This is a genomic window from Dorea sp. AM58-8, assembly GCF_003464045.1.
In the GTDB taxonomy this organism is placed as follows: domain Bacteria; phylum Bacillota; class Clostridia; order Lachnospirales; family Lachnospiraceae; genus Claveliimonas; species Claveliimonas ammoniilytica.
Map to the genome: position 1 here is coordinate 1 of NZ_QSDM01000031.1, position 21069 is coordinate 21069.

Below are 21069 nucleotides of genomic sequence, written 5' to 3' on the forward strand. Positions count from 1 at the left end.
ATTTTTAAAGCGAAGGATACCCAAAAAGTGCGGTAGCCGTTTTTTAAAGTAAGGATACCCAAAAAGTGCGGTAGCCATTTTTAAAAGTAAGGATACCCAAAAAGTGCGGTAGCCATTTTTAAAGAGAGGGATACCCAAAAAGCGCGGTAGCTATTGTAAGGGGAGCAATTCAAAAGATTAATTAAGGGTTTGGAGGAGTTATGGGACGAAAAGCAATTGAAAAGAGGGATAACCAGCTCATCATCAATATTGATGAGATTGAGAGAGAGCAACAGGCACTGATGCTGACAAAATCGAATGATCTGATTCATGCGAAGTTCAATGCATCTTTATTTGTACAGAAACTGTTGAATTTCTCGCTGGCGTCTATTGCGAAGCAGCCGAATGGGGAGATATCCAGCGCAGTGCGAGTGGCTGACCTGCGGAATGCGATGGATCTGTCCGGACACAGCATTTATACGGCAGTGTCGGCAGCGGTGGAACCAATATTGAATTTTAAGATCATTAAGTACGATGATGCGGCAGAAAAAATTATTGGATTGAATATTGTGACCGACTGTTATTATTCGGACGGTATATTGTATACGACATTTAACCGTAAGATTGAAGCAGATGTGATTAATATCCAGAAGAAATTTACCCGCAATAATGTCTATTTTCTGTGCAAATTTAAGTCGGCATATTCATTGCGCCTGTATGAGCTCTTGTCTACGCAGAGATGGGTATTGCAGAAGAGTAAGAAGAAGATTGTGTCAGTGATATATTCTCTGGGTGACTGCGTTTTGAGATGGGTACGATCGATCCTAATGACAGCGAAGTGCAGAAGGCAATGCGCAGGAATATGGATTGGAATATCATCGCAGAAGAAGTGGCAGCGAACCGGACACAGAAGCGGTGGGATGATTTTAAGAGGCGTATTCTGGTGGTTGCGCAGAAAGAAATTAATAATGCTGACTATTCGGATATTGGGTTTGATTTCGAACCGGTCAAAAGTGGGAAAAGCAATAAAGTTACATCGGTGAAGTTCCACATTTATCTGAAGAATCCGCCGGAATATAATGATCAGATGATTCCGGAGGAGGAGATTGACGCAGTAGATGTACGTCTGGTATCGGATATTAAGAATGCATTTCCGTCATATCCGTTGCGTGAAGAAGATCTGATTGCGGTAGTGCGGGCAGCCGGTAATGACCGTGACAGGGTAAGAAAGGCAATTGATATTGTTAATATTCAGAAGAAGCCGATTAAGAATCTGATCGGATTCCTGGTGGCTGCTATTCAGGAGTGCTGGGATCAGGATGAGAATATTCCTTATATCGTAGATCAGGATTATGAGTGTACCCAGCAGACAATCTTTGATTATAATGAACATGAGGAAGAGCATCAGAGATTGAATGAACTGGTGAAAAAGTATCTGGCTAATGATATTGAGGAAACAGATATCAAGATGGAAGACCGTTCTGTGGTAAAGGCTATGGCCAATGCTTCAAAAAAGGTCGAAAAAATGAAAAACCGTGATATTATGTGATGTAAAGGAACCGGAGGGGATATATGTCCAGAGGAGCTAATCAGAAATTTAAGATATACCGTCTTGCCCAGATTATGCTGGAGCGAACGGATGAGGAGCATTATCTTACGATGCCTGAGATTATAGCGGCGTTGAAGGAATATGATATTCCGGCTGACCGTAAGAGTCTTTATGCAGATCTGAAAGATCTGGAGATTCTTGGGATAGAGGTAGAAGGAGCACAGATTGGACATAGATATCGGTATCATGTCCTGAATCATCCGTTTGAACTGCCGGAGTTAAAGTTGTTGGTAGATGCGATCCAGTCTTCTAAATTTATTACAGAGAGAAAATCGAATGCACTGATCAAGAAGTTGGAAAAGCTGGTCAGCAAGTACGATGCGATGAAGTTGCAGAGACAGGTGTATGTGTCTGGCAGGATCAAGACGATGAATGAAAGTATTTATTATACGGTAGATGCGATTCATAATGCGATAGCGCAGAATAAGAAGATACGGTTTCAGTATTTTCAGTGGAATGTGAAGAAGGAGATGGAGCTGCGCCACGGAGGTGCATATTACCATATCAGTCCTTGGGGGCTGTCATGGGATGATGAAAATTATTATCTAATTGGATATGATTCGGATGCAGAACAGATACGACATTATCGTGTAGATAAGATGCTCCGCATCCAGATGTCGAAAGAAGATCGGGAAGGCAGAGAGCATTTTAAAAAATTAGATATGGCGGATTATGCAAGGAAGAGCTTTGGCATGTTTCGCGGGGAAGAACAGCAGGTGAAGCTTTTGGTGAATAACCGGATGGCGGGAGTTATTATTGACAGATTTGGTAAAGAGGTCATGATGATTCCGGCAGATGCAGATCATTTTAGGGTCAGTGTCGAGGTACATGTAAGTCCACAGTTTTTAAGCTGGATCATTTCTCTTGGTGACGACGTGAAAATAATCGGGCCGGAAGATGTAGTAGAGCGGATGAGAGAAGAAATCAGGCGGCTTAGCAGACAGTATGGGGAATAGTGCAGGTAAGGAGAGAAAATATTCGATGGAAGAATATGAGAAAATTCAGCTACCGTGGTCAGATTGGAAAATTATAAAATATCTCGGTGGCAGTGCAGATACGAAAGTGTATGAGATTGAAAGAAATGTATCTGAAAAGCTGGAAAAAGGAGCACTTAAAATTATATCTGGATCTGCAAGTGAAGTTGAGAGTTACGTGCAACAATTCAGAGTTATGGAAGAAATGCAAGGGCAGTCAAATATTGTCAGTTATGATGAACTCACAGTTGTTCCTCACGAAGATGGAGTGGGAGGGGATGTTTTTATCAGAATGGAACTTTTGACTTCTCTGCCGCAGCGTTTAAAGAAAGATTATTTTGATGAGAATGTCATTAAATTAGGAATAGATATCTCCAACGCATTGATATTGCGTGAAAAAGAACATATCGTCCATGGAAATATTAAGCCGTTCAACATTCTGGTATCGAAGGATGAAGAGTATAAACTGAGCGATTTTAGTATGCTTAAAAATGCGGACATTACAGCATCAGAGAGGCAGAAGACAGGAATGGAGTACCAGGCGCCGGAAGTACTGCGGGGAGAACAATATGGACATACAGCAGATATATACTCTCTGGGAATGGTAATGTATTGGCTTTTGAATAATCAGACATTACCACGCAGAGATGAAAAACTGCAGCCGCCTGCCATTGGAAGCGAAAAGCTAAAAGAAATTGTAATGAAAGCTTGCGAGAGCCGTCCAGAAGATCGATATGCATCAGCGCAGGAGTTATATGATGCATTGAGTGCCTTAAAAAATAAGCGTATCATGACCACGTTTGGCGTTATATGGTCTACCTTAGCAGGCATAGCGTATGGAGTGGGTGCTATATTCGGAGACGAGATAGGTTCCGTAATATTATTTGCTATACTGGCATTTAGTGAATTATATTCCGTATATTATAATTTTTCACGAGAAAGAGAAAAGTCTGTAAGCATGGATCAAAAGATTTATGTACCCAAGCTATTTGCAGATTTTCTTCTATGCGCAATGCCATTTATTTTGGTTATGGTCCTTAATATGGACCTGGAAAGCATAGCTCCATGGCTGGCCTATACGGTGTATATATTATTTTCATTGGCCATACCAATTCTTGTGACGCGTATCATTCGGTCATGGATGTGGACGAAAGAATAATTATTCATTGAGCAGATACTCATAAATAGCTTCTGCACATCCACCGTGATCATTGTCGGCAACGATGACATCACTGAGTTCTTTGATATGTGGACGGGCATTTCCCATAACCACGGACAGACCGGCGGTTTTGAGAATTTCCATATCGTTATCAGAGTCGCCGACGGCAATGGTGTGTTCCACCGGAATGGACAGATACTGACAGAGTTTTAAGAGGCCTGAGCCTTTGGATACATTCTTTGGAGAAAGTTCCAGAGAGGTGTCCTCGGCGCGGGCCATTTCTAATGGCAAGTGCGAGAGTGCCTGCACAAAGTATTCGCGCAGTTCCGGTGTAGCAGAGAAGAGGTTCAGCTTTTCTACCGGAAAATGTTTCTTGTTATAAGAAGCAACTACATCATCCAGCAGAGTTCCTGTCTGCAGAAAGATATCCTGATACTGTCCGATACAGAAGTCTGCCATGCGCATCACATAGCTTCTGGTAGCAAGATTCTGGCCGTTACTTGCTATGTAGATCATTGCCTTTTCAGGAGATGCGGTGTCTATGATCTTGCGGACGGCAGATGGTTCAATCTGTTCGGAGTGAATGATCTGATCTGTGTTCGTATCGACCAGTAGTGCTCCGCTTTCGCAGATAAAATAGCGGATATGTTTAAGCATCTGGCGGTAATCTTTTAATTCGGACAAAGAACGTCCGGTAGAGAGGATTACTGTTTTTCCGGCATTTACGGCGGCATCTATTGCGTCAAGACTATCCTGTGTAATCTGATGGTTAGAGTCTAATAAGGTTCCATCCATATCAAAAGCAATTAAATCATATCTATTCATGAAAATAAGTTCCTTTCATTTTTAACTTCTTAATATGGTAACATTGGAAAATTGAAATGTAAATAGATATATAGAAAAGAGGAAACTGGCTCAACTTGTGTATTTGACATATATCGGGTATAATGATTGGATAATTGGGAAAAAGACGGGGAGGAACCGGATGAAAAGAATGATAAGGCTGATAGCAGTAGTGTCAGCGGTAAGCCTGATTGGAACATTTACCTCAGGCAGTATGAGACAGGTCAGGGCATCTGAGGCAGAAGCATCACAGAATGAGAGTAATGAGAAGCCTGAAAGTGAAATGACCGAAGAGGAAAAAACGGCAAAGGCAGAGAAGGAAGCCAGAGAGAAAGCATTGAAAGAAGCCTACGAACTTCCGGTGCAGACCAATGAGATCAAGAACTGGCCGGAAGGTCCCGGGACTTATGGAGATTCTGCGATTGTGATGGATGCAGACAGCGGAGCAATCCTTTATGCTAAGAATATAGATAAGAAAGAATATCCGGCAAGTATTACCAAAGTCCTGACTGCATTACTTGCATTTCAGTATGGAAATATGGAGGATACAGTGACCATTTCAGATCACGCATTATCCTGTCTTGGATCTGGCTATGCGTCGATCGGGCTAAAGGCAGGAGATAAGATCAACATGGAGCAGGCATTGTATGCGACACTTCTGGCATCGGCGAATGAAGCAGCATGTGCAGTGGGGGAGACTGTTGCTGCAGAACATGATCAGGATTATGACTGGTTCATCCGACAGATGAATACAACATGTAAGAATCTCGGAGGGATGAATTCTAATTTTACCAACACCAATGGAGTATATGATGAAAATCATTATACCTGTGCCAGAGACATGGCGCTGATTGGGAAAGCATTGTTTGATTATCCGGAATTCTTTACCATTTGTCAGACGGAACAATATGCAATTCCGGCATCGGATACGGTTGAAGAACATATCTTTCAGCAGAAGCATCATATGCTGATAAAAGATAATAAAGATTATTATGAATACGCAATTGCCGGTAAGACAGGATATACAACTGAGGCAGAAAATACATTGATCACACTGGCAGATAACGGTGAAAGACGGTTGGTGTGTGTGGTAATGAGAACCTATGGGGGACATACGTATTCAGACACAAGAGCACTTCTGGAGTATGGATTTCAGAATTTCAGAAATGTAGATATTGCAGAGAATGAGAAAAAGGACACATATGACGCGCTGGAACATGGTGCGTGTGTAGTGCTTCCTGAAAAAGTGGATTTTGATAAGCTGAAATGCAAAGTTGAGATTCATGAAGGCAGTAAGAGAGAGGGAACAGCTACCTATTATTATAAGGACAATCCGGTTGGCAGCTGTGAAGTAACTGTGGTGAAGGACTATAAACAAAAAGAGATTGCGTTTTCAGAGTCAGATAAAAAATCGATAGATTATAAACGGATTGTATTGATCTGCACAGTTGGTGTAGTGATACTAATGGGTATTGGCTCGATTATAGCAGGAATCATTCGGAAACGTAAGAGAAGAAAACGCAGGAAAAGGCTTAGAAAAAGAGCATAGGAAAAGACAGAAAACCCCTTGACGAATGCTGAGATTTTCTACTATAATATCAGCGTATGTAAAAAACTTTGACGAAGACAGTAGGATACTTTGGAAAGGCAAAGCGAATCGGGGGTGGTGAGAGCCCGGTGCGAATAGATTGTATCTGAAGATCACTTCCGAGTTCCGTTGATCGAAAGAAGAATGACAGATGGATGCCAGATCCGGTAGATTGCGGCGGTATTGCTCCCGTTACAGGGCAGACATATCAGAGAAGTATGTTTAGGTGGTTACAAACGAGGTTATAGAGCTTTCGTCCTATTCAGGATGGGAGCTTTTTCTATTGCAGGATAGTTACTGCAGATCATACAAAACGCACTTCAAACTATTATTAAGGAGGAAGATTATGTACAAGAAAGTGTCTACCGATCTCAAGTTTGTAGATCGTGAAAAAGAGACTGAGAAATTCTGGGAAGAAAATCATATTTTTGAAAAGAGTATGGAAAATCGTAAAGAGGGAGAGACCTATACATTCTATGATGGACCTCCGACAGCCAATGGTAAACCGCATATCGGTCATGTACTGACTCGTGTTATCAAAGATATGATTCCGAGATATCGTACTATGAAAGGATATATGGTACCTCGTAAGGCAGGATGGGATACGCACGGACTGCCGGTTGAACTGGAAGTTGAAAAGCTCTTGGGCTTGGATGGAAAGGATCAGATCGAAGAGTATGGTCTGGAGCCGTTCATTAACAAATGTAAAGAGAGTGTCTGGAAATATAAAGGAATGTGGGAAGATTTCTCAAGCACCGTAGGTTTCTGGGCAGATATGGATAATCCATATGTTACTTATGATAATAACTTTATCGAGTCTGAGTGGTGGGCTTTGAAGAAGATCTGGGATAAAGGACTTCTTTATAAGGGATTCAAGATTGTACCTTACTGTCCTCGCTGCGGAACTCCGCTGTCAGCTCAGGAAGTAGCGCAGGGATACAAAGATGTAAAAGAGCGTTCAGCAATTGTTCGCTTTAAGGTAAAAGGTGAAGATGCGTATTTCCTTGCATGGACAACTACACCTTGGACATTACCGTCTAATATCGGTCTTTGTGTAAATCCGGAAGAAGAATATGCTAAAGTAAAATGTGTAGACGGATATACCTATTATATGGCATCTGCACTTCTGGATACTGTACTTGGCAAGCTCGCTGAAGATGGCAAGCCGGCATACGAGGTACTGGAGACTTACAAAGGAAAAGATCTGGAATACAAAGAATATGAGCCGTTATATCAGTGTGCAGCAGACTGCGCAGCAAAACAGAACAAGAAATGTTTCTTCGTTACATGTGATGACTATGTAACACTGACAGATGGTACCGGTGTTGTACACATTGCACCTGCATTTGGTGAAGATGATGCTAAGGTTGGACGTAAATATAACTTCCCATTTGTACAGTTAGTAGATGAAAAAGGTAACATGGGAGAGACAACTCCATTTGCCGGATTATTTGTTAAGAAAGCTGACCCGGAAGTCCTGAAAGATCTGGACGGAAGAGGACTTCTCTTTGACGCACCGAAGTTCGAGCATAGCTACCCGCACTGCTGGAGATGTGATACTCCGCTGATCTACTACGCAAGAGAGTCATGGTTCATCAAGATGACAGATGTGAAGGATGAACTGATTGCTAATAATAACACCATCAACTGGATCCCGGAAAGTATCGGTAAGGGACGTTTCGGAGACTGGCTTGAAAATGTACAGGACTGGGGTATCAGCCGTAACCGTTACTGGGGTACTCCGCTGAATATCTGGGAATGTGAATGCGGACATCAGCATTCAATCGGAAGTATCGAAGAGCTGAAGAGCATGTCTGATAACTGTCCGGATAATATCGAACTTCACCGTCCATACATCGATGAAGTGACCATTAAGTGTCCGAAGTGCGGTAAGCCAATGCACCGTGTACCGGAAGTAATTGATTGCTGGTTTGACAGTGGTTCTATGCCATTTGCACAGCATCATTACCCATTTGAGAATAAAGAACTGTTTGAACAGCAGTTCCCGGCACAGTTTATTTCAGAAGCCGTTGACCAGACTCGTGGATGGTTCTACTCATTGCTTGCAATTTCAACACTGATCTTCAATAAAGCACCATATGAGAACGTTATCGTTCTTGGACATGTGCAGGATGAAAATGGTCAGAAGATGAGTAAGTCTAAGGGTAATGCGGTAGATCCGTTTGATGCACTGGAGAAGTACGGTGCAGATGCGATCCGTTGGTATTTCTATGTCAATAGTGCACCATGGCTGCCGAACCGTTTCCATGGCAAGGCTGTAGTAGAAGGACAGAGAAAATTCATGGGTACTCTGTGGAATACTTATGCATTCTTTGTACTGTATGCGAACATCGATGAATTTGATGCTACCAAATATACACTGGATTATGAGAAATTATCCGTTATGGATAAATGGCTGCTGTCCAAGTTGAATAGTATGATTAAAGAGGTAGATTATGACCTCGGCAATTACCGCATCCCGGAAGCTGCGAGAGCATTGCAGGATTTCGTGGATGATATGAGTAATTGGTATGTAAGAAGAAGCCGTGAGCGTTTCTGGGCAAAAGGAATGGAGCAGGATAAGATCAATGCTTATATGACTCTGTATACTGCACTGGTAGAATGCAGCAAAGCAGCAGCTCCAATGATTCCATTTATGACAGAAGAGATTTACCAGAACCTGGTTAGAAGTATTGATGCTTCAGCTCCGGAAAGTATTCACCTGTGTGACTTCCCGGCTGTACATGAGAATCATATCGATACAGAACTGGAAAATAATATGGACGAAGTCCTGAAGCTGGTAGTAATGGGTCGTGCATGCCGTAACACAGCTAATATCAAGAACCGTCAGCCAATCGGTCAGATGTTTGTAAAGGCAGATAAGGTATTGCCGGAATTCTATCAGGATATTGTAAAAGACGAGCTGAATGTAAAAGCTGTAACATTTACACAGGATGTAAGAAGCTTTACTTCTTATTCGTTCAAACCACAGCTTAAGACAGTCGGACCGAAATACGGTAAGATGCTTGGCGGTATTAAAGCGGTGCTTTCTTCTCTGGATGGCAACGCAGCAATGGATGAGCTGAATGCGACAGAGGCTTTGAAACTGGATGTAAATGGACAGGAGATTACTCTCTTCCGTGAAGACTTGCTGATTGAGACTGCTCAGATGGAAGGATATGTATCTGAAAATGATAACGGAATTACCGTAGTACTGGATACGAATCTGACACCGGAACTTCTGGAAGAAGGATTCGTAAGAGAAATCATCAGTAAGATTCAGACCATGCGTAAAGAAGCAGATTTCGAGGTAATGGATAAGATCACAGTAACTTATACAGGTACAGAGAAGGCTGAGAAGGTATTTGCAGACAATGCAGATATGATCGGAACTGAGACACTGGCAGTCAGCGTACAGAAAGCTGAACCTGCAGGATATGTCAAAGAGTGGAAGATCAACGGAGAAAATGTAACGCTTGGCGTAGCAAAAATGTAAAAGGACTGGGAATATATGAGTTTAAAAATTAGTAAGACAGAATTTAAAAAGGATGTAATGGACAACTGCAGAAGACTGTTCCGTAAGGAACTTGACGAGGCAACTCCGCAGGAGCAGTATCAGTCAGTATCTTATGCAGTAAAGGATATGATTGTTGAGAACTGGATCGCAACACAGAAACAGCTCACAAAGGATGATCCAAAGATTGTCTACTATATGTCCATGGAGTTCCTGATGGGTCGTGCATTGGGTAACAACCTGATCAATATGACGGCTTATGAGGATGTGAAGGAAGCTCTGGATGAACTGGGAATCGATCTGAACTTTGTAGAGGATCAGGAACCGGATCCGGCACTGGGCAACGGCGGTCTCGGCCGTCTGGCTGCCTGTTTCCTGGATTCTCTGGCATCTCTTGGATATGCTGCATATGGATGTGGTATCCGTTACCGTTATGGTATGTTCAAGCAGAAGATTGAGAATGGATATCAGGTAGAGAAGCCGGATAACTGGCTGAAATATGGTAATCCGTTTGAACTTCGCAGACCGGAATATGCTAAAGAGATTCGTTTCGGTGGCAATATCCGCGTAGAATATGATGATGAGACAGGAAAGACTCTGTTCAAACAGGAGAATTATGAGTCTGTACTGGCTGTTCCGTATGATTATCCGATCGTCGGATATGATAATAACCAGGTTAATACACTGCGTATCTGGGATGCAGAGCCGATCGTGGACTTCCAGCTGGATTCATTTGACAAGGGTGATTACCACAAAGCGGTAGAACAGCAGAACCTTGCTAAGACGATCGTAGAAGTGCTTTATCCAAATGATAATCACTATGCAGGTAAAGAGCTTCGTCTGAAACAGCAGTATTTCTTTGTATCTGCAAGTCTTCAGGCAGCAGTAGACAAATACATGAGAAATCATGACGATATCCGCAAGCTTTATGAGAAAGCAACCTTCCAGATGAATGATACGCATCCGACTGTTGCAGTTGCAGAGCTGATGCGTATCCTGCTGGATGATTACCACCTGGAATGGCAGGAGGCATGGGATGTTACAACGAAAGCATGTGCATATACCAACCATACAATTATGGCAGAAGCACTGGAGAAATGGCCAATCGACCTGTTCTCAAGACTGCTTCCGAGAGTATATCAGATCATTCAGGAAATTGATCGTCGCTTCATCATCCAGGTAGAAGAAATGTATCCTGGCAATGAAGATAAGAAGAGAACAATGGGTATCTTGAGAGATGGTCAGGTGAGAATGGCAAATCTTGCAATCGTAGCTGGTTACTCTGTCAACGGTGTAGCAAGACTGCACACAGAGATTCTGAAGAAACGTGAACTGAAGGATTTCTATGAGATGATGCCTGAGAAATTCAACAACAAGACCAATGGTATCACTCAGAGACGTTTCCTGATGCACGGTAATCCGCTGCTTGCTTCCTGGGTAACTGAAAAGCTCGGTACAAAAGCATGGGCTACAGACCTGTCACTGATGTCCGGTCTGAAGAAATATGTAGATGACCCGAAGGCACAGCAGGAGTTCATGGATATTAAATACAAGAACAAAGAGCGTCTGGCAAAATACATCCTTGAGCATAATGGAATCGAAGTGGATCCGAGATCCATTTTCGATGTACAGGTAAAACGTCTGCATGAGTACAAACGTCAGCTTCTGAATATTATGCATGTAATGTACCTGTACAATAAGATTAAAGAGCATCCGGAACTGAGTTTCTATCCTCGTACATTTATCTTTGGAGCAAAAGCTTCTGCAGGATATATTCGTGCGAAAGAGATTATCAAGCTGATCAACTCTGTAGCAGATGTGATCAATAATGACCGCAGTATCAACGGTAAGATCAAGGTAGTATTTATCGAAGATTACCGTGTATCAAATGCAGAATGGATCTTCGCAGCAGCAGATGTCAGCGAGCAGATTTCAACTGCATCAAAGGAAGCGTCCGGTACAGGTAATATGAAATTCATGCTGAACGGTGCTCCGACACTTGGAACCATGGATGGAGCCAATGTTGAGATCGTAGAAGAAGTAGGTTCTGAGAATGCATTTATCTTCGGAATGAGCTCTGATGAAGTTATGAATTACGAGAAGAATGGCGGATACAATCCTTACGAGATCTACAATAATGATGCAGATATCCGCAGAGTTGTAGACCAGCTGGTAGATGGCACATATGCAGATGGAGATACAGAGCGTTACCGCGATCTGTACAACAGTCTGTTGAATACAAATTGCAGCGACCGCGCAGATATGTATTTCATTCTGAAAGATTTCCGTTCTTACGCAGAAGCACAGGAGCGTGTAGAAGCAGCATACAAAGACAGAGAAGGATGGGCTAGAATGGCACTTCTGAATACTGCATGCTGTGGTAAGTTCTCTTCTGACAGAACAATTGAAGAGTACGCAAAAGAGATCTGGCATCTGAATAAGATTACGGTTGAAGTATAATCGAATCAGATCATAAAAATCAGATACAGTGCTGAATAAAACAAAAGATCCTCTCATAGAATCCTATGGGAGGATTTTTTATGCTACAAAAATTAAAACGACTGGGTTCGTATCTGATTATTATCGTGCTATTACCGTATGTGATTACCGTATTTATGAATGGGCAGGCAGTTCCTGCATCCAAAACAGTAGATACCATGCAGGTGAAAGCAGAGCGTGATGGGAAAGAAATGGATGTGCCTTTAGAGGATTATTGTATCGGAAGAATGGCAAAAGAAATTCCGGTCTCGTATGAAAAAGAAGCATTGAGAGCACAGGCAGTTCTGGTGCGGACAACCGTATATACACAGATTAAGGATAATGGAAGTCAGACGGTATTCAGCGATGGATACTGGACAAATGATGACATGCGTGAGCAGTGGGGCTCTGGAAGCTATAGGAAGAATTATAACCGTCTGAAAAATGCATGGGATGACACGGAAGGACAAGTACTTATGTATGGAGAACAGCTTGCTTATGTACCGTACTGCCGGTTGACCAATGGCAATACAAGAGACGGCAAAGAGGTACTTGGGAGTGAGGATTATCCATATCTGAAAATTAAAGAATGTCCATATGATATAGAATCCAGAGAACAGATTCAGACGAAGATCCTGGATGATATGGAAGTCAGTGTTACGGAAACAGATACGGCAGGATATGTGACTTCTGTGCAGGTGGGAGATGAGACTATGAGCGGAGAGGAATTTCGTGAAAAATATAAGCTGGCATCCGGAAGTTTTGTACTTCAGAAATACGATGGGAAGTTAAGAGTGACTACACGGGGTGTAGGACATGGACTGGGGCTCAGTCAGTATTCGGCCAATAAAATGGCAAAAGATGGTAAAACATATGATGAAATTCTGGAATATTTTTTCGAAGGAACAGAATTAAAAGAAGTTGCAGATATTGTGAGCAGTACTGAATAAGAAGCCCTGCTTCTGGCAAAAATATAGCCAGAGGTGATGAATATGAAGAAGAGGAAAAAGCCTTCGGCAAGAAGGCGTGCGTCTATAGGTATTGCGCTCTGTTTTGCAGCGGCGGTGGTAATCGCAGGAACTTATACACTGACGAATTATCGGAGATCCGGACAGCAGGATGAACAGGAGCAGCAGGCAGACAGCACGAAAAAAAAGGATAGTAATAGCAAGGTATCGGCAAAATCAGCAAATACAGACAAGCTGACGATAGATACTGAGAATCAGAATGACGAAAAACAGGATCAAAAGATGGAACAGAACAAGTCGGAAGAGGATAATCAGAGTACGGAAGGAACAGATCAGAGCGGTACAGGAAGTGTAGCGACATCTGGAAGTGGTACATCTTATCATTTTACCGAAGATAGTGAGCTGTTATGGCCGGTAGACGGACAGGTAATTATGAATTACAGCATGGATAAGACCGTGTATTTTTCCACATTGGATCAGTTCAAGTATAATCCGGCACTGATTATTTCCGGAGCAGAAGGAGATCAGGTGATCGCAGGAGCAGCGGGTATTGTCAAGTCGATCGATGTAACTGCACAGACTGGTACGACGGTTAATCTGGATCTGGGAAATGGATATGAACTATTGATCGGTCAACTGAAAGAGGTACCGCTGAATGTGGGAGATACCGTTGAAGCAAATACGGTAGTGGGCTATGTCAGCAAGCCGACCAAATACTATTCACTGGAGGGCTGCAATGTATATTATGCCATGAAGAAAGATGGACAGCCGGTGAATCCGACAGACTATATGGGAGAATAACAGAAAGCGGGAGATTTCGGAGAAATCTCCTGTTATTTTTATGTAAATGTCCAAATTTGTTCAAAAACGGACGATGTCAAAAAATAGAAAGCATTATATAATAAAAAGATAAAAACGGAAGGAGAGCTAAAGATGAAGAAGAAGACGTCGTTATTGGTATTTATCATTGCAGCTGTCATGGTATTTAGTCTATGGCCACAGCAGGTGAATGCCGCAGAGAATGCTGCCAGGACTGCAACGGCAGACAATGTAACTATAAATAACTGGCACGATGCAAATGCATTGGATGACAGTACAAAGAATGTGGGGCGTATATGGACGGACAAGTCCGTATCTGCAGGTGATGTGACTCTTACCAGCCGGGAAAAAGAGTCCGGCACAGCAACAATTAAGAAAGGTGCTGATTCCGATTTTCTGGTAGGGTTGTCTGCATTATCTTCGACTGCCAAGATCACAGGGCAGACTACAGTGCCACTGGATATCGTACTGGTTCTTGATGTATCGGGAAGTATGGATGATCCGATGGGCAGTGCTGACAGAACCAAAAGAATAGATGCACTTAAAAAGGCAGTGAATAATTTTATTGACAAATCGGCAGAAGCTAATGATCAAAGGACGGATGTGAATAAGCAGAATCGTATCGCAGTTGTAAAGTTTGCCGGTAATGAGTCCGAAAAAGAGGGAAATGAGAAATATCGTGATGGACAGCATACTTATAATTACACGCAGATTGTCAGCAACTATGGGGCTTATACAAGTAAGAATAAATCAGACTTACAGGAAAAAGTCAATGATTTGAAGCCGGCAGGATGTACAGCAGCGGATTATGCGATGAATCGGACAAAGACACTTGTGGAGCAGAGTAAAACCGATGCGAATAATAACGCTGATAGAAAGAATGTCAAAAGAGTTGTTATATTTTTTACAGATGGAGAGCCAAATCACCACTCTAATTTTGATGAGTCTGTGGCAAATAGCGCGATCACATCTGCAAAAACGATAAAAGCAGATGCAGATATTTACACCATTGGTATATTTAGCGGTGCGGATGTCAGCATTACCGGGCATTCCGGAAGTGGATCATGGAGTGCTAAAGAAAAATTTAATGCATTTATGCATGGTCTGTCCAGCAATTATCCGGATGCGAAGACATATAAGGAGCTGGGAACCCGTGCGAAGGATAGTAAAGGTCAGGATGCGGCATATTACAAAGTAGCAACAAAAGCAGATGAACTGAAAAATATCTTTACTCAGATTGAAGATGAAATTATATCTTCTGCGCAGTCACCTACTCAGGTCGATCAGGGTGAGGATCCAAGTGATGCTGGATTCATTACTCTTACCGATCAGCTTGGCGATTATATGCAGGTGGATGACATCAATACCCTGGTGTACGCAAATCAATTGTATAAAAATCCGGGTAAGACGGAAACTACTAAAGACGGTAAAACTGTTGTGACATATACCTTTAATCAGGAGATTCCGGATACCAACCATGTATATCCGGAAGGCAATCTGGAAGATATTAAGATTACGGTAGAAAAGGCAGCCGGTGAAGACCAGCTGCAGACAGGCGATCTTGTTACGGTTAAGATTCCGGCCAATCTCATCCCACTCAGATATTATGAAGTTAAGAGTGATGGAAGCATGACTATAGATGAGACGTATCCGATGCGTCTGTTCTATGATGCGAGCCTTAAGGCAGGCGTAGAAGAGAAGCTTGCAAATCCGGATGCGCAGTTAAAAGCATATATTGATGCGAATAAAGATGAGAATCATCAAGTACATTTCTACAGCAATAAATATGATCAGAATCAGGCAGGTGCAGAATCTGGTGGCGTAGACGCATATGCAAAGTTTGAACCTGCAGAAACAAATGATTTTTACTATTTCCAGAATGATACGGTGCTCTATACGGATGAAGCATGTACGACTCCGGCAACAGGCAGTATTGATACTACCGGAGCAACGACATATTATTATCAGAGGAATTATTATGTATTGGGTGATGATGGGAAAGCAGTCAGCAGAACAAATACTGTAACCATTCCTGGCAACAGCAATCTGATGATCGGAGACTACGCAAAAAAGAATACTGGCGGAGAGTATTATATTCCGGCAGGAACACCGAGAACGACGAGCCTGACGTATTTTGCAGAGGACAAAGCGGAAGGTGCTAATAAGACCAATACAGCTTCAAAGTCCATCAATCCTGTATGGGACGAGAATTACAAAGGTGCACATATTACCACATATCTTGGCAATAATGGCCGTCTGACAATCGGACTTCCGGATGAGCCAGTGACATTGACTGGAGATACAGCTCTTAAGGGAAGTAAAACATTTATCGGAAGAGATATGAAGGCAAATGAGGCATTTGAATTCACTCTGACAGCGGCAGATGACGATACCAAAACAGCGATACAGAATGAGAAAGTTAAGATAGCAGCAAATGGCGATAAAGCATCGTAGCGGGAGCAAAAGACGGAGCTACAAAGGCATTCCAGTTTGGTGATGTGACATTTAAAGAAGAGGGAACCTACAACTTTAATATTAATGAAACAGTTCCTCAGACACAGGCAGGTGGAATGACATACGATAGTCATACTGCACAGGTGACGATAGTTGTGACACGTGATACTGAGAATATCGGAAAACTTAAAGCAGAGGTTATTTATAATAATGGAGCTGCTTCTGATGTAACAGACAGGGCGGTATTTGCCAACCGCTATGATGCCTCCACAGAAGTTACGGGTGGAACAAAAGCAGATATTTCTGCAAAGAAAACATTGCATGGACGTAATCTGCGAGATGGAGAATTTCAGTTTAAACTTACGACCAGACCGGCAGATGGAAGCAACGGTACAGTATTGCAGGAAAAGCAGAATGGAGCGGATGGAAGCATTGCATTTGACTCCATCAGCTATAAGACCTCGGATACAGCAGCTGGAGCAAGTGCAGTAGTACTTGATAAAGCAGTTGAGGCAGGTTATGCTGTGAAATCTACAGATGCTGACGGTAATACGGTATATACACTTAGTTATCGGATATATGAGGATACCGAAAACGGGACAAATTTAAATGGGATAAGTGTAGTAACAGAAACTTATGATTTTACCGTAACAGTGACAGATCATGGTAATGGTGTCCTGACAGCGGTTACCAATTATCCAAATGGACAGAATCAATTTGAATTTGTAAATCAGTATGGTACAGAACCTGTACCGGTGGAAATTGCGGGAAGCAAGACGCTGGCACATGATACCAGTCTGACACCAGATGATATTACAGGCAACTTCACATTTACGCTGGAAGCGTTGACAGAGGGTGCACCGATGCCGGCGCAGACCACAGCAGTTAATGATGCGGCTGGAAATGTGAACTTTGGGAAAATCACATTTACAACAGATCTTCTTCAGGATGCAATAACAACTGACAATGGAGTGAGAACCAAAGAGTTTGAATATAAGGTTACAGAATCTGGCAGTGCAGCAGGCGTGACCAATGATGCAAATGCATCAACGGGCAAAACATTCAAACTCACTCTGACGGATGATGGTAACGGTAATCTTACTGTAACAAGAAATCCGGCAGATGGACCTCTGTTTAGCTTTACCAATACATATCGTGTCGGTGAGCTTCCATCCAGCATTACCGATCAGGTAAAAGTCAATAAGACACTGGAAGGCAGAACGCTGAAAGAAGGCGAATTTAACTTCGAACTGGTGGAAGATGGTAATGTTGTGGCAACAGGAAGTAATGACGCAGATGGCAATGTAGTATTCAGCAGTATTACATATACACAGCCGGGCAGCCATGTTTATACAGTTCGCGAAGTGAAAGGCAGCGAAACGGGTGTTACATATGATGATCATAGCTATCTGGTATATACACAGATAACCGATAATGGCGATGGAACTCTCGGAGTAACACATCAGGCGATATCGTCTGAGGAAAATGATGAACTGGTTCCTGCAGAAGGAAATACTGTGACTTTCAATAACATTTACAAGGCAGAACCGGCTACAGTGACGATTGAAGCGGTCAAGAAGCTGACCGGCAAAGAGTTGAAAGACGGTGAGTTTACATTCCAGTTAAAAGATGTCAACGGTAAAGTTATTGCTGAAGCAAAAAATGATGTATCTGGAAAAATCAAGTTCGAAAATCTGAAATTTGAGGATGAAGGTACATATGAATATACCGTGTCGGAAGTAAACGATAAGCAGACAGGCATTACATATGACGAGAGAGAATTCAAAGTTACAGTTAAGGTAAGTGATAACGGCGAGGGTACCCTTTCAGCAGAAACAGACAGTAACGATATCGTATTTACTAATAGTTACAAAGCACCGAAAGATGGTAAAACAACGGATACTCCAAAGAAGCCAGATAAAGCACGCAGAGGAGTGGCTACCGGAGACAACAGTCATATGGTACTTTATCTGGTTCTTATGATCGCAGCAGCGGCAGCAGTCAGCATGGTGATTATCAGAAGAAAGAGAAGATAAAAGTAATCATACCGGATTGGGGGATCTGGTATCAGAAATTGCAAAGGCTTACGGCTGGCAAATGGGCAGAAAGGTTGCGTATATACCGTAATATGGAGTATAGTTATCTCTGGAAATGATAAGAAAGCGGAGAGATAACATGAAGCGGAATTATACCTATATGGTAAAATGCAGTGACGGAACATTATACACGGGCTGGACAACGGATCTTGAGCATCGTGTGAAAGCGCATAATGACGGCGAGGGTGCGAAGTATACCCGCAGCCGCCGCCCGGTGGAACTGGTATATTACGAAGAATACGCAACCAAAGCCGAAGCCATGAAAAGGGAGTATTCAATAAAACAGCTTACAAGGAAACAGAAAGAGAAGCTGATAGAGAATAAAAATATGTGTACCATTTGACACATGAAGGAAAAGCAGTTATAATACATTTAACAAAAACAACTGGGAAAGATGGATGCAATCTATCCGCTCCAGGCAAATATTTAAGTAACGATAGAGATAGTCGTCCTATTCTTTGGCGGGAGCAGGACGGCTATTTTCTATGTGTATAATTCAGAATTGCTACGAGCAAGCGCATGCGGTAAGTGATTATACGGAATCTATATTTGAGTCAATTAAGCATGTGAATGAATACGGAGTGGAATTCTGGTATGCGCGAGAATTACAGACAGCATTGGAGTATAAACAGTGGCGTAGATTTGAGAATATAATCAATAAGGCAAAGGATGCCTGCCAGAATAGTGGAAATGATGTTTCAGACCATTTTGCCAACGTCGGCAAATGGTAGATATAGGATCAGGGGCAACGAGAACGCTGGAGGATTATGAACTCTCACGCTACGCCTGTTATCTTATAGTGCAGAATGGAGATTCCAGAAAAAAAGTAATTGCATTAGGTCAGACCTATTTTGCTGTGAAGACGAGACAGCAGGAATTAGCAGAGAAATTTGAAGATTTATCAGAAGATAAAAAGCGATTAGAGATACGAGGGGAGCTGGCAGTACATAACAAGTCTCTTGCAGAGACGGCACGTATGGCAGGAATTGAGAAACCAAAAGATTATGCTATTTTTCAGAATCGCGGCTATCAGGGGTTGTATGGAGGCTTAGGAGTAAAAGAAATCCATGAGCGAAAAGGATTGAAGAAGAGTCAGAAGATATTAGATCATATGGGAAGTACAGAACTGGCGGCGAATCTTTTTAGGGCGACTCAGACTAATGAAAAGTTAAAAAGAGAGCATATTGTCGGAAAGAATGAGGCTAATCAGATTCATTTTGAAGTAGGAAAGAAAGTAAGAGAAACGATTAAAGATATTGGCGGAACGATGCCGGAAGATCTTCCGACGCCAGACAAAAGTATCTTACAGATTAAAAAAGAATATGCTAAATTGGAAGATTCAGAAATGGAAATATGATAAAAGAGAAAACGCAAAAGGGATATCATACAACTCTTTTGCGTTTTCATTAAAATGATTAATTTAATGATGCCAGGGTCAAAAGGTCTAAATCCACATGAGCTCGCTCATAAGTGGATGAAAGACCTTGGGACCCGCCCCAATATGAGCCTAAAAGTGGGATGTTAATCCCACGATATGCGAATAATTGGGAGGATTGTGGGAGTGCATAGCACGGAACAATCCGCAGGCATCATAGTTGGGGCTTTTGACCCCAACATCATTTAATCGGATTATAAAACAAATGCATACATTACTACGAAATGACAGATGCTTCCGCCCATGACGAAGAGATGGAAAATCTCATGACTTCCGAAATCTTTATGTTTCATGTTGAAAATCGGAAGCTTTAATGCGTAGATAATGCCTCCGGCTGTGTAGATTAAGCCACCAGCAAGAAGCCATCCAAAGGCTGCCGGTGACATGGAATTCAAAAGCTGAGTGAATGCAAGAACGCAGGTCCAGCCCATTCCAATATACAGTACGGAAGATACCCATTTCGGGCAGTATACCCAAAAAGCTTTAATCAAAATACCGGCAATAGCAATGCTCCAGACGATAGCCAACAGAATGATTCCAAGCCTTCCGCCAAGTACAAGTAGACAGATAGGTGTATAGCTTCCGGCAATTAATACAGAGATCATCATATGATCGATTTTTTTGAGAATTGTATTAACCTTTTCTGACCGGTCGAAAGTATGATAGGTCGTACTTGCTGCATATAATAAAATAAGGCTTGCTGCGTAGATTGCAATAGAGACAACGTAAATAGGACTTGGTTCATGCGTTGCTTTGATAATTAATGGAACAGCAGCAAATACCGCCATGAGCATTCCTATAAAATGAGTGATCGCACTTCCTGGATCTTTTACATGTTTTTTGATTGTGTCTGACATACGAATACCTCCTTGAAATATCTATGTTTTGATAAGTAGTATTAAAAACTATATGTAGTATATATAGATATTATACCAAGGAGAAAGAAAAATCAAGGATGAAAAGAAAAAATGATCTATTTCATGGACGGGTGTCGCCGTATAATCAGCCACGCCGAGCCAGCTCAAATCCGCTACGCTGCTTTTCGCTGTTGGGCTGTCGCCCAATAAGTCTAAAATAAAAAATAGCTAGTAGTGAGCCATGCCAGATCGAATCCGCTACGCTGATTCTCACTGACGCTGTCGCCGTATAATCA

The 21069-nt window shown here is 42.2% G+C and carries 16 protein-coding genes; 14 read left to right on the top strand and 2 right to left on the bottom strand.

All coding sequences use genetic code 11. The annotated features are described in order from the left end of the window. Window positions 1–200 precede the first annotated feature (200 nt). The 4 genes from DXA18_RS14390 to DXA18_RS14405 are packed head-to-tail and all read left to right on the top strand — an operon-like array spanning window position 201 to window position 3721. Window positions 201–1022 (top strand): replication initiation protein, encoded by an 822-nt coding sequence (locus DXA18_RS14390; protein ID WP_118384482.1) that lies wholly within the window; start codon window positions 201–203, stop codon window positions 1020–1022. Next, window positions 923–1528 carry a hypothetical protein gene (locus DXA18_RS14395; RefSeq protein WP_442873216.1) on the top strand — a complete coding sequence of 202 codons (606 nt, stop codon included), beginning with the start codon at window positions 923–925 and terminating at the stop codon, window positions 1526–1528. Before DXA18_RS14390 ends, DXA18_RS14395 begins: the two co-directional genes overlap by 100 nt. Before the next feature lie 23 nt (window positions 1529–1551). Then, window positions 1552–2544: a helix-turn-helix transcriptional regulator gene (locus DXA18_RS14400; protein ID WP_118384484.1), complete on the top strand. Its 993-nt coding sequence runs from the start codon at window positions 1552–1554 to the stop codon at window positions 2542–2544. Then, a complete protein-coding gene (locus DXA18_RS14405) occupies window positions 2534–3721 on the top strand; it encodes a protein kinase domain-containing protein (RefSeq protein WP_118384485.1) in 1188 nt (395 codons plus the stop codon). Before DXA18_RS14400 ends, DXA18_RS14405 begins: the two co-directional genes overlap by 11 nt. Here the strand turns inward: DXA18_RS14405 and DXA18_RS14410 are convergent, their stop codons facing one another. Then, window positions 3722–4546 (bottom strand): HAD family hydrolase, encoded by an 825-nt coding sequence (locus DXA18_RS14410; protein ID WP_118384486.1) that lies wholly within the window; start codon window positions 4544–4546, stop codon window positions 3722–3724. It lies immediately after the preceding gene. 160 nt (window positions 4547–4706) lie between these two features. On the opposite strand from DXA18_RS14410, the gene DXA18_RS14415 reads away from it, so the two are divergent. From DXA18_RS14415 to dinD, 10 genes are all read left to right on the top strand, one after another. Then, complete coding sequence (locus DXA18_RS14415) at window positions 4707–6113, top strand: D-alanyl-D-alanine carboxypeptidase family protein (protein ID WP_118384487.1); 1407 nt, start codon at window positions 4707–4709, stop codon at window positions 6111–6113. 385 nt (window positions 6114–6498) lie between these two features. Next, on the top strand, window positions 6499–9648 hold the full coding sequence (gene ileS / locus DXA18_RS14420; protein ID WP_118384488.1) for an isoleucine--tRNA ligase: 3150 nt from the start codon (window positions 6499–6501) through the stop codon (window positions 9646–9648). 15 nt (window positions 9649–9663) lie between these two features. Next, window positions 9664–12126, top strand: a complete 2463-nt coding sequence (locus tag DXA18_RS14425; RefSeq protein ID WP_118384489.1) for a glycogen/starch/alpha-glucan phosphorylase — start codon at window positions 9664–9666, stop codon at window positions 12124–12126. Between the two features lie 80 nt (window positions 12127–12206). Then, window positions 12207–13094 carry a SpoIID/LytB domain-containing protein gene (locus DXA18_RS14430; RefSeq protein WP_118384490.1) on the top strand — a complete coding sequence of 296 codons (888 nt, stop codon included), beginning with the start codon at window positions 12207–12209 and terminating at the stop codon, window positions 13092–13094. Window positions 13095–13136: 42 nt separating this feature from the next. Continuing rightward, a complete protein-coding gene (locus DXA18_RS14435) occupies window positions 13137–13913 on the top strand; it encodes a M23 family metallopeptidase (protein ID WP_118384491.1) in 777 nt (258 codons plus the stop codon). 132 nt (window positions 13914–14045) lie between these two features. Continuing rightward, window positions 14046–16385, top strand: a complete 2340-nt coding sequence (locus DXA18_RS14440; RefSeq protein ID WP_118384492.1) for a vWA domain-containing protein — start codon at window positions 14046–14048, stop codon at window positions 16383–16385. Further along, window positions 16379–18421, top strand: a complete 2043-nt coding sequence (locus tag DXA18_RS14445; protein WP_278337078.1) for a Spy0128 family protein — start codon at window positions 16379–16381, stop codon at window positions 18419–18421. The genes DXA18_RS14440 and DXA18_RS14445 overlap by 7 nt, the downstream gene beginning before the upstream one ends. 139 nt (window positions 18422–18560) lie before the next feature. Beyond that, the gene (locus DXA18_RS14450; RefSeq protein ID WP_118384494.1) at window positions 18561–18824 is read left to right on the top strand and encodes a GIY-YIG nuclease family protein; all 264 of its coding nucleotides are present in this window, start codon (window positions 18561–18563) and stop codon (window positions 18822–18824) included. A gap of 142 nt (window positions 18825–18966) precedes the next feature. Next, a complete protein-coding gene (locus DXA18_RS17180; protein ID WP_330424620.1) occupies window positions 18967–19212 on the top strand; it encodes a BRO family protein in 246 nt (81 codons plus the stop codon). Next, window positions 19206–19838 carry a DNA damage-inducible protein D gene (dinD, locus tag DXA18_RS14455; RefSeq protein WP_330424621.1) on the top strand — a complete coding sequence of 211 codons (633 nt, stop codon included), beginning with the start codon at window positions 19206–19208 and terminating at the stop codon, window positions 19836–19838. Before DXA18_RS17180 ends, dinD begins: the two co-directional genes overlap by 7 nt. Before the next feature lie 272 nt (window positions 19839–20110). Here the strand turns inward: dinD and trhA are convergent, their stop codons facing one another. Continuing rightward, window positions 20111–20773: a PAQR family membrane homeostasis protein TrhA gene (gene trhA / locus DXA18_RS14460; RefSeq protein WP_118384495.1), complete on the bottom strand. Its 663-nt coding sequence runs from the start codon at window positions 20771–20773 to the stop codon at window positions 20111–20113. Window positions 20774–21069 lie beyond the last annotated feature (296 nt).